This is a genomic window from Candidatus Poribacteria bacterium (assembly GCA_016866785.1).
GTDB lineage: Bacteria > Poribacteria > WGA-4E.
In genome coordinates this window covers 48,866-62,676 of sequence record VGLH01000005.1, presented here as the reverse complement: position 1 = coordinate 62,676, position 13,811 = coordinate 48,866, and the positions used below count along the sequence as shown (strand labels likewise).

8 protein-coding genes and 3 tRNA genes are annotated in these 13,811 nt (G+C 64.0%); 7 read left to right on the top strand and 4 right to left on the bottom strand.

Features of this window, described 5'->3' with window-relative positions; translation table 11 throughout:
- Positions 1 to 496: 496 nt before the first annotated feature.
- From FJZ36_01740 to FJZ36_01725, 4 genes are all read right to left on the bottom strand, one after another.
- Positions 497 to 572, bottom strand: a tRNA-Arg gene (locus tag FJZ36_01740).
- A 47-nt stretch (positions 573 to 619) separates the two neighbouring features.
- Positions 620 to 709: transfer RNA gene (locus FJZ36_01735), tRNA-Ser, on the bottom strand.
- A 27-nt stretch (positions 710 to 736) separates the two neighbouring features.
- Positions 737 to 824: transfer RNA gene (locus FJZ36_01730), tRNA-Ser, on the bottom strand.
- Positions 825 to 920: 96 nt separating this feature from the next.
- Positions 921 to 1,817, bottom strand: coding sequence for a gfo/Idh/MocA family oxidoreductase (locus tag FJZ36_01725; protein ID MBM3213631.1), 897 nt, complete (start codon positions 1,815 to 1,817; stop codon positions 921 to 923).
- 31 nt (positions 1,818 to 1,848) lie between these two features.
- Between FJZ36_01725 and FJZ36_01720 the strand changes: the two genes are divergently transcribed.
- The 7 genes from FJZ36_01720 to FJZ36_01690 all read left to right on the top strand — a co-directional run bounded on the left by FJZ36_01720 (position 1,849) and on the right by FJZ36_01690 (position 13,745).
- Complete coding sequence (locus tag FJZ36_01720) at positions 1,849 to 3,435, top strand: DUF1349 domain-containing protein (GenBank protein MBM3213630.1); 1,587 nt, start codon at positions 1,849 to 1,851, stop codon at positions 3,433 to 3,435.
- Between the two features lie 43 nt (positions 3,436 to 3,478).
- Positions 3,479 to 4,867 (top strand): beta/gamma crystallin family protein, encoded by a 1,389-nt coding sequence (locus tag FJZ36_01715; GenBank protein MBM3213629.1) that lies wholly within the window; start codon positions 3,479 to 3,481, stop codon positions 4,865 to 4,867.
- Between the two features lie 40 nt (positions 4,868 to 4,907).
- On the top strand, positions 4,908 to 8,534 hold the full coding sequence (locus FJZ36_01710) for a hypothetical protein (GenBank protein MBM3213628.1): 3,627 nt from the start codon (positions 4,908 to 4,910) through the stop codon (positions 8,532 to 8,534).
- Positions 8,535 to 8,627: 93 nt separating this feature from the next.
- Positions 8,628 to 9,272: a hypothetical protein gene (locus tag FJZ36_01705; protein MBM3213627.1), complete on the top strand. Its 645-nt coding sequence runs from the start codon at positions 8,628 to 8,630 to the stop codon at positions 9,270 to 9,272.
- Positions 9,262 to 11,664 carry a hypothetical protein gene (locus tag FJZ36_01700; protein MBM3213626.1) on the top strand — a complete coding sequence of 801 codons (2,403 nt, stop codon included), beginning with the start codon at positions 9,262 to 9,264 and terminating at the stop codon, positions 11,662 to 11,664. Before FJZ36_01705 ends, FJZ36_01700 begins: the two co-directional genes overlap by 11 nt.
- A complete protein-coding gene (locus tag FJZ36_01695; GenBank protein MBM3213625.1) occupies positions 11,654 to 12,574 on the top strand; it encodes a hypothetical protein in 921 nt (306 codons plus the stop codon). Before FJZ36_01700 ends, FJZ36_01695 begins: the two co-directional genes overlap by 11 nt.
- Entirely contained in the window at positions 12,516 to 13,745 is a 1,230-nt protein-coding gene (locus tag FJZ36_01690) for a TlpA family protein disulfide reductase (GenBank protein MBM3213624.1), read from the top strand. The genes FJZ36_01695 and FJZ36_01690 overlap by 59 nt, the downstream gene beginning before the upstream one ends.
- The last annotated feature ends 66 nt before the right edge of the window (positions 13,746 to 13,811 follow it).

Below are 13,811 nucleotides of genomic sequence, written 5' to 3'. Positions count from 1 at the left end.
GCGCGCGTCCTGTCCGCGCCGAAGCGTCGCCGGAACCGTCGTCCGTCGTCGGTTCGCACGTCGGCGAAGTATTGCCCGCCTTTCAGGAACAGCCCCGATGTCTGTCGGTAGGGAAGCGCCACAATCGTTTTCCGCTTGCCCCTTGCCATGCCGAACCCCTCCCTTGCGCGCGAAGCCGCGCTGTCGCTGCGATTGCGGGGCTTCGCCGTTGCCCAAACCTTGCCCGCAATGTCACTGTTGACCGTCCCTTTGAGAATCGGACAACGATCACGTGATTCGGGAATCGTTGCCCAAAACGAGCGACCAATCGGCGCGAATCACGCGCTCGATGCGGGTTTTCCGCGCCTTTGGGCGTTGCCCAAACCTTGCCCAAAATGGCGTCGTTTGAGGGCATTCTAAGGCATTTCGGGGCAATACGCAAGGATTGGGGGGTCGGGATCGGGCGAAAGAGGAACCCGCCGACGCAGCGTTCATGCGGTTCTTCGGGGTCTTCGGTTGGCGCGCCCGGAGAGATTTGAACTCCCGACCTCATGATCCGTAGTCACGCGCTCTATCCACTGAGCTACGGGCGCATTGATGGTGTGTCTCGGGTCCGGCACATCGGCTGTGCTGTTAGGTGTGGCGGAGAGAGAGGGATTCGAACCCTCGATCGGGTTACCCCGATAACTGCTTAGCAGGCAGCTCCCTTCAGCCTCTCGGGCATCTCTCCATGCCGCGACCGCGTCGCCATCGCGGGTGGCGGTGGGAGCAGGATTCGAACCTGCGGTATCTTGCGATACAACGGTTTTCAAGACCGCCGCATTAAGCCGCTCTGCCATCCCACCCGGACGATTCCCGCCGGTCGCCGAAGCACGCCTATTGTAATGGATCGCCCAGGGCGAGTCAACCGCAACAAGCCGGCTTCCCGCCCCAGGAAGTCCCTACAGCGCGAGCGTCACCTTGCGACCATCGCGCGCTGCCGAGTGGATCGCGCCCTCGATGAACGCCGTGATCTCCAGCGTCTCGCGGATATCCAGCGGCGCAACGCGCGTCTGGAACATCTCCGTGATCCGCTTGAGTAGCTCGCGGTAGATGAACCCCGCGTTGATGCTCGTCTGCACGATGCCTTTCTCGCAGAACGCCGAGAACCCGTACCCGCCGGCTCCCTTGCGCGTTCCGCGCACGGTTCCAACGCGACCGTCGTTCCAGTAGCCGGTGACGACATCGACGTCGCCTGTCGTCGCCGCCTGCACGGCGACGCAGCCCTTGCCCATCAGCGCGAAGAGCGTCTCGACGGCGTGCACGCCGTAGTGGTACAGCCCCGGGTTCCGGGGATGCAGCGACGCTGGCGAATAGGCGTCCGCTCCGATCACCCCCCCCAACGTGTCGCGCTTCGACTGCAGCTCGAGAACCTCCAGCCCGTAGCGCAGCGATGAGGTCGAGAACAGCGGCACGCCCTTCGCGTCTGCGAGTCCGACGAGCTCCAGCGCATCCGCCAGCGAGCACGTGAAAGGCTTGTCGATGTAGAGCGGCAGACCGGCTTCGATGAACGGTCGCGCGCGTTCCAGGTGCACGCTCCCGTCGACCGACTCGATGCAGACGGCGTCCACCTTCTCGATGAGGTCCTCCGGCTTGGCGACGATCTCGACGCCGTAGTTGGCGAGCTGCTCCGTGTACTCGGGAACCCGCTCCGGCGACAGGTACGAAACGCCGGGACAACCGGCAACGATCTTAGCTCCCTTGACCCACTGATCCTCCGGGCAGCCGATGTGGTTCCATCGCTGAGTGAACGCGACCACATGCGAGGTGTCGAAGTCCACGAGTCCGATCCGAACCATGGCGAGCTCCCTCTTCGCGGAATGTCCGTGAATGGCGGCGGCGAACGCCATTCTAGCAATCGTCGTGTCCGCGGAACAACCGATGGCGTGGGCGTATCCAGCGCCCGACCCGTTGACATCACTGGAGCCGGGTGTTAGAGTCTGCACCAGCCTTCCGATGCCGGCTCACGGAACGCGGGCCCGTGCGATTCCTGTGCGTTTACCGAAGGTGTCCACTGCCATGCCGAACGTGACTCCCCGACTGGTCGTCGAGGTCTTTGAGCAGCCCAACTACGGCGGACGCGTAGGCTACCTCGTCCACCCCCAGCGCATCCTCGCGGATGTCGGCTTCCCCAACAGCGTCCGCTCCGCGCGGGTGTTTCGCGGGCCCGGCTTCGGGGCGGGGCCCAACTACCGCGCGATCTTCCACGAGTTGCCGAACTTTCAGGGCAGGAAGATCGTCCTCGGTCCCGGCTACTACCCCAACCTGCTGGACGTCGTGACGAACCACACCGGACAGGTGGCGTCGATCAACTTCGCGCCGGACTACGACCTCGCCGGGCCCGTCTGGGGCACGGTTCCGGTCATCATTGAGGTCTTCGAGGCGACCGCCTTCCGTGGGCGCAAAGCCGTGGTACTCCGCGACATCGCGAACACGCACACGCAGCTCGGAATGGCGGACACGATCCAGAGCGCGCGCGTGACGAAGGGACCCGACTTCCCGTCGAGCGGCGCCAAAGTGCGGTTCTACGAGCACATCGACTTCGACGGGCCCTTCCTTGAGGTTCCCTTGACGAACACGACCCAGAAGAAGGAAGTTCCCGACCTGTCCATGATCCAGATGGTCGGAGGGCAGTACGCTTCCACCTTCGGGAGCTCCATCTCGTCGATCCAGATCGAGGGGTGGGCGTCGTCCGGCGAGTTCAGCGTGATGGTATTCAGCGACGAGTTCGGCGATGCAACGATGAAGCCCACCTGGCGATGGGTCGCGCCCACGGGAGGCGGCGTCTGGTCGCGGAACCAGGGCTATCTCGAAATGCAGGTGCAGCCCGGCAGAGACCTGTGGCATGGGAACCCGCCGGGTCAGGGCGGCAACATGGACGCCCCGCGTCTCGTGATGGACCTGAACGGCGACTTCGCGCTGGAGACGCGCATCCCCGTGACGCCGCAACTCAAGGAACACGGCGGGATTCTCGTCTGGAAGGACCCGGGTCGGTTCCTGCGGCTCGAAAAGACCTCGGGCCCGCACGGATTCGCCGGAGATGTTCGGTTCGAGCAGCACATCAACCGCGTCTTCTCCCTCGTCGGGAGAGGGCAGGGCTTGGTGACGGTGCGGCATCTGTTCCTGCGCCTGGAGCGTCGAGGGAACCAGTTCACCGGATTCGCCAGCGCCGACGGTCAGAACTGGCAGAACTGCGGAACCTCGGTCGTCGCCATGGGCGATCCGGTGCAGGTCGGGCTGCACGCGCTCTGCCCCGGCAGCATTCCTCCGACGGTGACCCGGTTCGACTACTTCCGCATCTACAAGCGCCATGGGGAGGGCGCACACATCGGACCCTCGCCGCGTGCCGCCGGGCTGGAACAGCCGATGTCGCAGACGCAGCGGCTCCTCATGATGCGGCGGCTGATGCGCTCCTAGGCGCTTCGCGACCGGACGGGACACGGCGGAGAATGGGTCCGACATGGCGCAGAACCCACGGCTCATCGTGGAGCTGTTCCGCGACAAGTACTTTCAGGGCACCAAGGCGACGGTGATTCAGCCGGTGGAAAGCCTGGCGACCATCGGGATGACCGACGTCGTCTCGTCGCTCAAGGTGTTCCACGGGCCCGGAGCCTCCGCCTCGCCCAATCAGCGCGCCATGTTCTACGAGCACGCCCAATACCAGGGCAGAAGGCTCGTGTTGCCGCCGGGCTACTACCCGGACGTCCACGCGATCCCGTACAACTTCGGCGACATCATCGCATCCATCAACTTCAGCCCATCCGCCACGATCACGGCTCCTCAGTACGGTTGGGTTCCGCTGATCGCCGAGGTGTACCAAGACCTCAACTACCGAGGGCGCATGGCAACGATCCTGAGAGACGTCAGCTACTTCGGCGAGATCGGCATGAACGATTCCGTCTCGTCGCTGCGCGTCTCGCGGGGTCCCAACTTCCCTTTCGCCGGCTGCCGCATCGTCTTCTTCCAGAACCCAGACTACGAGGGGGCTCAGCTCTCCGTGGCATTGGGCCCGCGCGACTTCAGCCTCGAGTTCCCGAACCTCCACGACCACCCGCAACGGTTCGGAGACACGATCAGTTCGGCGCGGATTCTGCCGACCGGAACCTTCAACGTGCTGGTGGTGGAGGGCGACACGCGGACGCGCGAGCCCGGCATGCTGGGCGCGATGACGAAGATCGAGTCGAACACCTTCACGTACACGCACGTTCGGATCAACCACAACCTCGACAACTACGGAAGCCCGGAGGCGCACCCGTTCTCGAGGATCGCCCAGCGCCTTTCGGAGTTCGACATCATCTGGTTCACCTGGAACGCGCCCGGACACGACCTCGGCTATTTCCTGACGCCCGCCGACGAGTACGCCATCAAGGAGTGGGTCAAGGCGGGGGGCATTCTGTGGGCGTCCAGCGCCGACGACCGCATCTTCATCCCGGAGGGCGAGCAGGACGCGCAGTGGAAAGGCGGCTGGCTGCCGGTCGAACGTCACCCGGCGCGGGTCGTCAACTCGGCGGACGTGAAAGTGTGGATGACCCGCGAGGGGCGTCGGACCGGCTTGTTCACGTGGCCCCACCGCGTCAACCTGGACACGATCGTCACCGACGACCACTGGGTCACGACGGACCCCACGTACGTCATCCTCGCCCGTCGCGACGACAACCAGGAACCCATCGCGGCATTGCTGCCCTGGGGGAACGGCTTCTACGTGCTCTTCGCCATCGACACGCGGGACGCGCGTGCCGCCGAGGCGGCGCGTCCTCTCATGGCGAACGCACTGTGCTACTTGGCGAGCTTGGCTTGGGCATCGTCGCCGCGCCAGCCGTTGCGCGGGCGACAGCGCATGGTAGGATAACGGTCCGAGCGCAGAGCGGTCGCACTGCAGGAGACTCTGGATGCGGCTTCTAGTCGCCATCGCCGTGGTATTGATCACCGCCGCGCTGTCCATCCTGCTCGGCGCGCAGATCCCCAGCGAGGCACTGCTCAATGAGACGCTGAGCTGGCTGCTCCGCGCTGCGATCATCGTACTCCTGCCCGTGACCGGCTTCGTCGCCGCCGTCTACCGTTATCGCAAGCCGCGAGCCGATCAGGCGCTGGTCCGCACCGGCGGCCGGCAGGCAAAGATTACGATCAGCGGCGGATTGTGGATCAATACGATCATCCACGAGGTCCGCGAGATCTTCCTCGACACGGTGCGCCTCGACATCATTCGTGAAGGCGCTGACGCCCTCATCACAAACGACTTCCTGCGAGCCGACATCGAAGCGGCGTTCTTCGTCCGCGTCGAGCCCGTCCAGGATCGCGTCCTCCGAGCTGCCCAGAGCCTCGGCGAACGAACGATGACCGCCGAGGAGCTCACCGAGCTTCTGGAATCCAAGCTCGAAGGCGCTCTCCGTATCGTCGCTGCGGAGAAGGAGTTGCAGGACCTGCTCCAGAAGCGCGCGGAGTTCGCGGAATCGGTGCAGCAGTCGGTTCGCGCAGACCTCGAAGAGAACGGCTTGACGCTCGAGACCGTGTCGCTGATCCGCGTCGATCAGTCCCCTCTGACGACGATGAACGCCGATAACCAGTTCGACGCCAAAGGTATTCGGAAGATCACCGAGATCACGCAGGAGATGCGCCGGAAGACCGAGCAGATCAAGCTCGACACGGACGTCGCCATCACGAAGATCACGGTCGATACTAAGACCCAGAAGCTCAAGCTGAACCAAGACCTGGCGTGGGCGGAAGCCGACCAGTCGAAGAACATCGCGACGTACGCCGCCGAGCGCGAAGCGGACACGCTGACCTTCCAATACGAGCAGGATCAGCGGATTCAGGAAGTGGAGTTCGCCACTAAGCTGCAGATCGAGCGAGCGAAGATTTCCCAAGAACAGGGCGTTCAGGAGCGGGAGATTGAGAAGCTGCTGGGCGTCGAATCGGCACGGATCCGCCAGGAGCAGGTCGTCCAGGAACGCGAGATCGAGAAGAACCTGAACGTCGAACTCGCGCAGGTCGATCAGTCGCGGCGTATCCAAGAAGCCGAGATCGAGCGGATGCTGCGGATCGAGACGGCGCGCGTGCGTCAGGAGCAGGTCGTTCAGGAACGCGAGATCGAGCGCGATTTGGGCGTCGAGACCGCTCGCATCATCCAGCAAGAGGCTGTCCAGGTGCGCGATGTCGAGCGAACCCTAGCCACCGAGACGGCTCGCATCGACCAGGAACGGCTCGTCCAGACGCGCGAGATCGACAAGAACCTGATCGTCGAGACGGCGCAGATCGACCAGACCCGGCAGGTGCAGGAAGCCGAGATCGAGCGGACCTTACGCGTCGAGACGGCTCGGATCAGCCAGGAGCAGGCGGTCAAGGAACGGGACATCGAGCGCGAGTTGGGCATCCAGATCGCTCAGATCGCCCAGCAGGAGGGCGTCCAGGTGCGCGATGTCGAGCGAACCCTAGCCACCGAGACGGCTCGCATCGACCAGGAACGGCTCGTCCAGACGCGCGAGATCGACAAGAACCTGATCGTCGAGACGGCGCAGATCGACCAGACGCGGCAAGTCCAGGAAGCCGAGATCGAGCGGACCTTACGCGTCGAGACGGCGCGCATCTCGCAGGAGCAGACGGTCAAGGAACGGGATATCGAACGGGAGTTGGGCATCCAGATCGCTCAGATCGCCCAGCAGGAGGGCGTCCAGGTGCGCGATGTCGAGCGGACGCTGGCGACGGAGACCACTCGCATCGACCAAGAACGCCTCGTCCAGACGCGCGAGATCGACAAGAACCTGATCGTCGAGACGGCTCAGATCGACCAGACGCGGCAAGTCCAGGAAGCCGAGATCGAGCGGACCTTACGCGTCGAGACGGCGCGCATCTCCCAGGAGCAGGCGGTCAAGGAACGGGACATCGAGCGTGAGTTGGGAATCCAGATCGCTCAGATCGCCCAGCAGGAAGGCGTCCAGGTCCGAGACGTCGAGCGAACCCTCGCCACCGAGACGGCTCGCATCGACCAGGAACGTCTCGTCCAGACGCGCGAGATCGACAAGAACCTGATCGTGGAGACGGCTCAGATCGACCAGACCCGGCAGGTGCAGGAAGCCGAGATCGAGCGGACCTTACGCGTCGAGACGGCTCGGATCAGCCAGGAGCAGGCGGTCAAGGAACGGGATATCGAGCGTGAGTTGGGCATCCAGATCGCTCAGATCGCCCAGCAGGAAGGTGTCCAGGTGCGCGATGTCGAGCGGACGCTGGCGACGGAGACCGCTCGCATCGACCAAGAACGCCTCGTCCAGACGCGCGAGATCGACAAGAACCTGATCGTCGAGACGGCGCAGATCGACCAGACGCGGCAGGTGCAGGAAGCCGAGATCGAGCGGACCTTACGCGTCGAGACGGCGCGCATCTCCCAGGAGCAGGCGGTCAAGGAACGGGATATCGAACGGGAGTTGGGCATCCAGATCGCTCAGATCGCCCAGCAAGAGGGCGTTCAGGTGCGCGATGTCGAGCGCACGTTGGCGACAGAGACGGCTCGCATCGACCAGGAGCGCCTCGTCCAGACGCGCGAGATCGACAAGAACCTGATCGTCGAAACGGCGCAGATCGATCAGACGCGACAGGTGCAGGAAGCCGAGATCGAGCGGACGTTACGCGTCGAGACGGCTCGGATCAGCCAGGAGCAGGCGGTCAAGGAACGGGACATCGAACGGGAGTTGGGAATCCAGATCGCTCAGATCGCCCAGCAAGAGGGCGTTCAGGTCCGCGATGTCGAGCGAACCCTCGCCACCGAGACGGCTCGCATCGACCAGGAACGTCTCGTCCAGACGCGCGAGATCGACAAGAACCTGATCGTGGAGACGGCTCAGATCGACCAGACGCGGCAGGTGCAGCAGGCGGACATCCAACGGACGTTGGTCGTCGAGCAGGCACGAATCGGGCAGGAACTCGTCGTCACGCTGACCGACGAGGATCGGAAGATCGCGGTTCAGGGCAAGCAGCGTGTGACGGAACTTGCAGAGCGCGACCGATTGGAAGCCGCCGCGCAGAAGATGGAAGCCCAGGTCAACGTTACGGCGGTTCAGCGGACGCGCGAAGCCGAGTGGCAGCGCGAAGTGGCTGTCATCAACGCCGAAGGACAGGCTCAGCCTATCGAGCGCATCGCCGACGCCATCCTCGCCGAGGCTCGCGCCAAGGCAGAAGGAGAGATGGCGCACTTGCAGGCTCGGAACTCCGCTGAACAGCGCGTCCTCGTCCAAGAGGCTGTCATGGAGCTCATCAGCCAGTCGCCGCGCTTGGCGGAGCAGTTGATGAAGCCGGTCGAACGGATCCAGAGCATCAAGGTTCTCGACATGGGCGGAACCGGCGGACAGGGCCCGACCGACCGGAGCAACATGGGTCGAGTCGCCAACGCCATCCTCGATACGGGCGTTATTACTCCAGTGCTGAAGGAGCTCTTCAACTTCGCCGACGTGGACGCCCAGACGGTCACCGACAAGATCGCGCAGTACTTGTCGTCGCTCGTAGGCAAGTCGAACCCCCAGACCTAGCGCGCCGGATCGATGTACGACAAATGGCCCCGCCCTCTCGACCAACGCCCTAGGACAAGGCGGCCCTACCGCAGTCGCGACAAGGTCACGGGCTTGCCGAACGGCAAGCGCATGTGTCCCGCATACGGCGGCATCATCGCCCCGATGACTTGTCGCGAGAGTCGCGGCAAGGTTCAGGGCTGCGATGCACGATGTCCGTACTTCGCGCCGAGGATCGTCACGTCGGGGATACGACAACCGCCGCATCTGCCGCTGCACAAGTGCTTCGCGAGCTACCTGCCGCAGAGCGGCGTCGCTGTCGCTGTGGTCTCCCGAAAGAACCCGGACGGCTCGCTGCGGGCGATGTTTCTCTCGCTAGACCTGTGGAAGGTGGGCATCCGAGACTGCTTCGTCGATAGCGGGATGACCGATGCACAGCTCACGAACGAGGTGAACCAGTATCAGCCGCCTCTCGCGGAGAAGACGCTGCCGGAGTGCCAGCAGCTCATCAAGTGGGCAGAGACCATCTCCCGCGAGGTGGGGCACTCCATCCCATGGGAGTACGAGCATTGGGCGTCGATGCTCGACGACATGAGGCGCGTTCCGCCGCCGTCGGGATCGCTCTACAAGTGCGCCAAGTGCGGCGACGATCTGCCCCCAAAGGCGGCGGAGCTCCTCAAGCAGTATGCCTTGCGACCCGAGATCCAGTTCTACCTCGTCTGCCGCAAATGCGGAGGCGAGTTCGACGATGCCTGGTAGACGTCCCATGAACCGCGAGCCCGAAGCCGATCACGCGACCCGGAGTCGTTCCTCCCGCCGATGGCGTTGGTGGACGACCGCCGCCCTGTGCGTGGTGGCTCTGTGCGTTCTCGTTGTTCTGCCGACGCTGGCGCAGAGCCCTCCCGACACGCCCACCACGCCACCGTCGCCCCGGAAGCTCCTCGACGTCCTGAAGGTCGAGGAAGAGGGCAAGCCGACCAATCCGCTCTGGATCTTCATCGCCATCACGGTCGTCATCACGGCGCTGACGACAATCGTCAACGCGCTCAAGCGGGACCGCATCCTTCGCCGGACGCGCGGCAAGTATGTCGTCCTTCTGCACGAGGGAAGCCGGTACACGGGGATTCTCCGGCTGATCCTCAAGGATGTCGAGATCGCGTCGGAGAAGACGGACGTGGAAGGGAAAGACGCCGGCAGGCTCTTCCCGGAGACGGAGTTCCAGAAGCTCTACGCCATGCTCCGTTACCACGACGAGATGACGGCAAAGGAGTCTGGCGAGCGGCAAGCCTACGCGGAACGGCTGTACCACCCGACGTTTCTGGCAAAAATACTGCGTCGCCTCCAATCACTGGGTCGGCAGTTCAACACGACGCTTAAGCAGATCTACGACCGCGCCATTGGGCAGCGCCTACGCAAACGGTTCGGCGGGTTCGTCGGCGGGGCTGAGATCACGCAGCTTGCGGAAGCCCAAGCGGAGGAGTTCGCCGGCGCGAGCATGGCAACAGGAGCTTCCTACCGGCTGCTGATCGACCGGCTCATCGGAACGCGCGTCATCGCCAAGGTCGGCGGCGTCGACTACGAGTGCATCCTCGCCGACTACACGCTGGACGGCTTCTACCACCTCTTGGACGTCAAGTTCCACGAGATGTCCAAGATCAACGTTCACAAGGACATGGGAACCTGGGTCGGGAGCGACAAGGGGTTCCGGTTCACGCGCCAGGGCGATACGTACACCATCGAGAGCCGAGTCGCGTACCCCGTGACGCTCAGGCATGTGTCCTACCGCGACGGCAAGGAGATCCACGGCGTCGTCGTCGGGAACCAGGAACGGCGCGACATCAACCTGGTGATCCAGCCGTACTCCCGCGTCGAGTGGCCCGTCATGTTCCATCCCGACCGCACGCGGGAGGAACGCAACGTCGCGGGCGGGCTCCTCGATGAGGTGCGCTACTCCATCCCGATGCACGCGGAGTACTACAACACCGTCGAAATGGAATTCGAGACGGTTCGCACGGCGGATGTGATCATCCGTTACAGCGACAACGTCGTCCAATACCGCGCCGAGAAGTTCGATCCGCAGTTGGTGTCCATCGACACGCTGACGGAAGCGCTCTGGCACAGCGCCGCTCGGTTCGACTTCCAGGACAAAGAGGGAACGCGAGTCCGAGGGCTGCACCTCTATCGCGGCTACATCACGAACCTGAGCAAGGCGCGCGTCGATACGGTGGAAATCACGTCGTTCTACTCGAAGCGGTGGCAGACGGAGGACCAGTTCGCCACGACGGACGACAGACTGCGTCCGATTCGACGCACGTTCCGTGGTTGGTTGCCGCCGATGAAGGGCAGGTTGGCGGCGGCGCAGATCGCTCTCATCGCGCGGCTCAGAGAGGAACGTCGCGCCGTGTCGCCGATGTCGCGCGTCCTCTTCTTCCCGATCGTGCGCCACCGCCGCGAGTGGCGAGCCGTCCCGGTTCCACGGCAGATGCCGATCCGCATCGGAGTCGTCAGTACTCGCCCCAGAGATGAGGAATACCTCGCACTGAGCGAACGCAAGTTCATCTTGGGGCATCGGCTTCTCTTCCGACGACTCCGCGAGCAGAGGCTGGAACGCCTTGAGAAGCTCGACATTCTTTGGGTTGGCTATGGCGCACGCGTGACCGGGGGTCCGGGGCTCACACGAGCCAACGAAGACCGCATCCGCAAGTTCGCTGCCAACGGCGGCATCGTCATCGCCCTTGCTCCGAACACGCGCGCCGCCCGTGGGAACAAGCTCTCCTGGGTTCCCGACCCGTTGGTGTTCGGCAAGAACCCAGTGAAACAGGACCTGAATGACACCCGTGCCGGGGAGCCGATCTTTCGGCATCCGCACGCCATCGACGCCAAAGCGCTCAAGCCGCTCGTCTGGTGGGACGACTGGAGCGACCGGTACACGCTGCTGGCGACCGTGACATCGCAGGTGCGGAACGAGGAATACCCCGCCGCCGTTGCGCTGGCGCTGCCGTACGGGTCCGGGCTTTACGTGGTCCTCGGCGTCGGACCGGAGTCGGCGGCGGATCTGTCGTGGAGCATGCCTCTCGCTGAGAACCTGCTGCACTACGCGATCCGCTGGAAGTCCCAGCACCACCTCACGGGACGCTCCCATGTGGCTTAGAGCGTTCGCGTTGTCTGCCGCAACACTGATGGTCGCCGGGTGCGCATCGGGCGGATCCGGGCTATCGCGCACGGTGCGGAGCTCGCGCGCCGCCATGCGCACGACGACATACCAAGTCGTCGGCGAGGAGCTCGGCGCCGACGGCGACGGCTACACGTTCCTGAATCCGAGGTTCCGATTCGAGTTCGCCAAGGGCTTCGACGCCATCGACGGCTACCGAACGCCATCGGAGCGCCACACCAGAGGCAAGGCGGCGAGCGGCGTCCTCAACGACAGCTACGACTTCGTGCGCGATATCTTCGGAATCGAGGCTGCCGGTCCGATCCACGTCGTCATCGCGATCGACATCGAGGGCAACCCGCACGACGCCAACACGCGAATCCAATGGCAGATGCTCGGCGAACAGCACGTCGAAGGCACGGAGAAGGTCACGATGACGTTTGGGAAGGAGGCGTTCGAGACGCCGTCGACGCTCGCTCACGAGTTGACGCACGCCCTCCTGGGCGTCTATGCCCTGCCCGCGTGGCTCGACGAAGGCATCGCGACCATGGTACAGATCGATCACGCAGAGGGCGTCCGGCACAACTCCACGGCGAACTCGCTCGTTCCCATTGGACTCGACGAGCAAGGCTATAATGTGTTGCAGAACTGGCGCGGAGATGCGAGCCCGCTTCCGTTCCGCAGCGCCGAAACCTATGGAGCCGCCTACACCATCGTCGCCGAGATCCAGAAGCGCTTCGGCGCGGATGTCTTTGCCAAGCTGTTCCGCGACTTCCAGCGGACCAAGCCGCACCTGCAGGGCAAGCGATTGTCCACGGCGCAGATCATCGCGGGCTTGAACCGCGTGACGAATGCCGACACGCATCCCTTCTTCCACGAGATTCGCTTCCGAACCGAAGACGCCAACTGACCGGATGCTAGGTAATGTGAGGATCGCCATGAGAACGACCGTCGCCATCGCCGCCGCGCTGCTTCTAGGAACCGGATGCGCGCGTATCATCGGACCCCCGGTCCCTGGCGAGAACCTGGCTCTCCTTCCCAACACGCAGGCGAGCCATCCCGCCTTCATCGACGGCAACCCAAAGACCGCTGGCGAGACGTCCTTCCCGGAATCGACCGACAGCCGCTTCGTGGATATCACGCCGCCTTCTGAGGCGTATGTTCTGCTGCCGGACGTCTACACGATCTCCAAGGTCGCCATCCATACCGATGAGATCGTCGGATTCGATCTCTACGTCGAGGATCCGACCCAGGGGATGAAGCTCGTCGGCAAGTACGATGGTCAGAAGGGCCCAATCATCGAAGTGCCGATGAAGGGGATCACGCGGGCTTCCGGCGTCCGGCTGCGCGTCCGTCGCACGATCAACGACGCGGCTACAAGGCAACGGAACACGCGCGTCGGCACCCTCGGAGGTCGTTACATCACGGGCAACACGCGGTCGACCGCGTCCATCTCCGAGATCGAGGTGATCGGGCCCTCCGTATCGGGAGCCGCCCCCGCTGCCGAGGAACCGGCAGTCGCCAGAGACACGACCGCCGAGATCGGCTCGATCCTCATGCAGGGACTGTCCGGCGACGCGGCGACCACGACCGGCAAGCCCTCCTCGGGAACCGCCGAGGCTCGTTCCGCCAGCGGTCAGGTGGGCATCGGGTCCCCGGCTCCCATGTTCATCCTCTCGACGCTCTCCGGCAGCAAACTGAACCTGGAGGACCTGATCGGGAACGTCATCTTGATCAACTTCTGGTCGCCGTCAACGGCAGGTTCCGTCGCCGAGTCGGCAGCGCTGACGGAGCTCCGCAACGAGCTCGCCGTCGAGGATTTCGAGATCGTCGGCATCTCGACCAGCAAGGACGAAGCCACAGTCGCGGAGTTCGTCCGCTCGCACAAGGTCGGATACCCGGTCGTGCTCTCCGATGGGGCGGTCGAGGGTCGCTATGGCGTCGGAGCGCAACTGCCGACCACGTTCCTGATCGATCGCCAGGGCAAGATCGCGCGGCAGTTCGCGGGTCCGCAGAACCGGGCATCGCTGCTATCCGTGGTGAAGAGCGCTCTCGCCATGTCGCTGCCCGACCAGCCGTAGAATCGGCTCGTTCCATCGGGACCGGCGGCGCTCAACGCGATTGATCGCGGCGCGAACGTGTGCTAC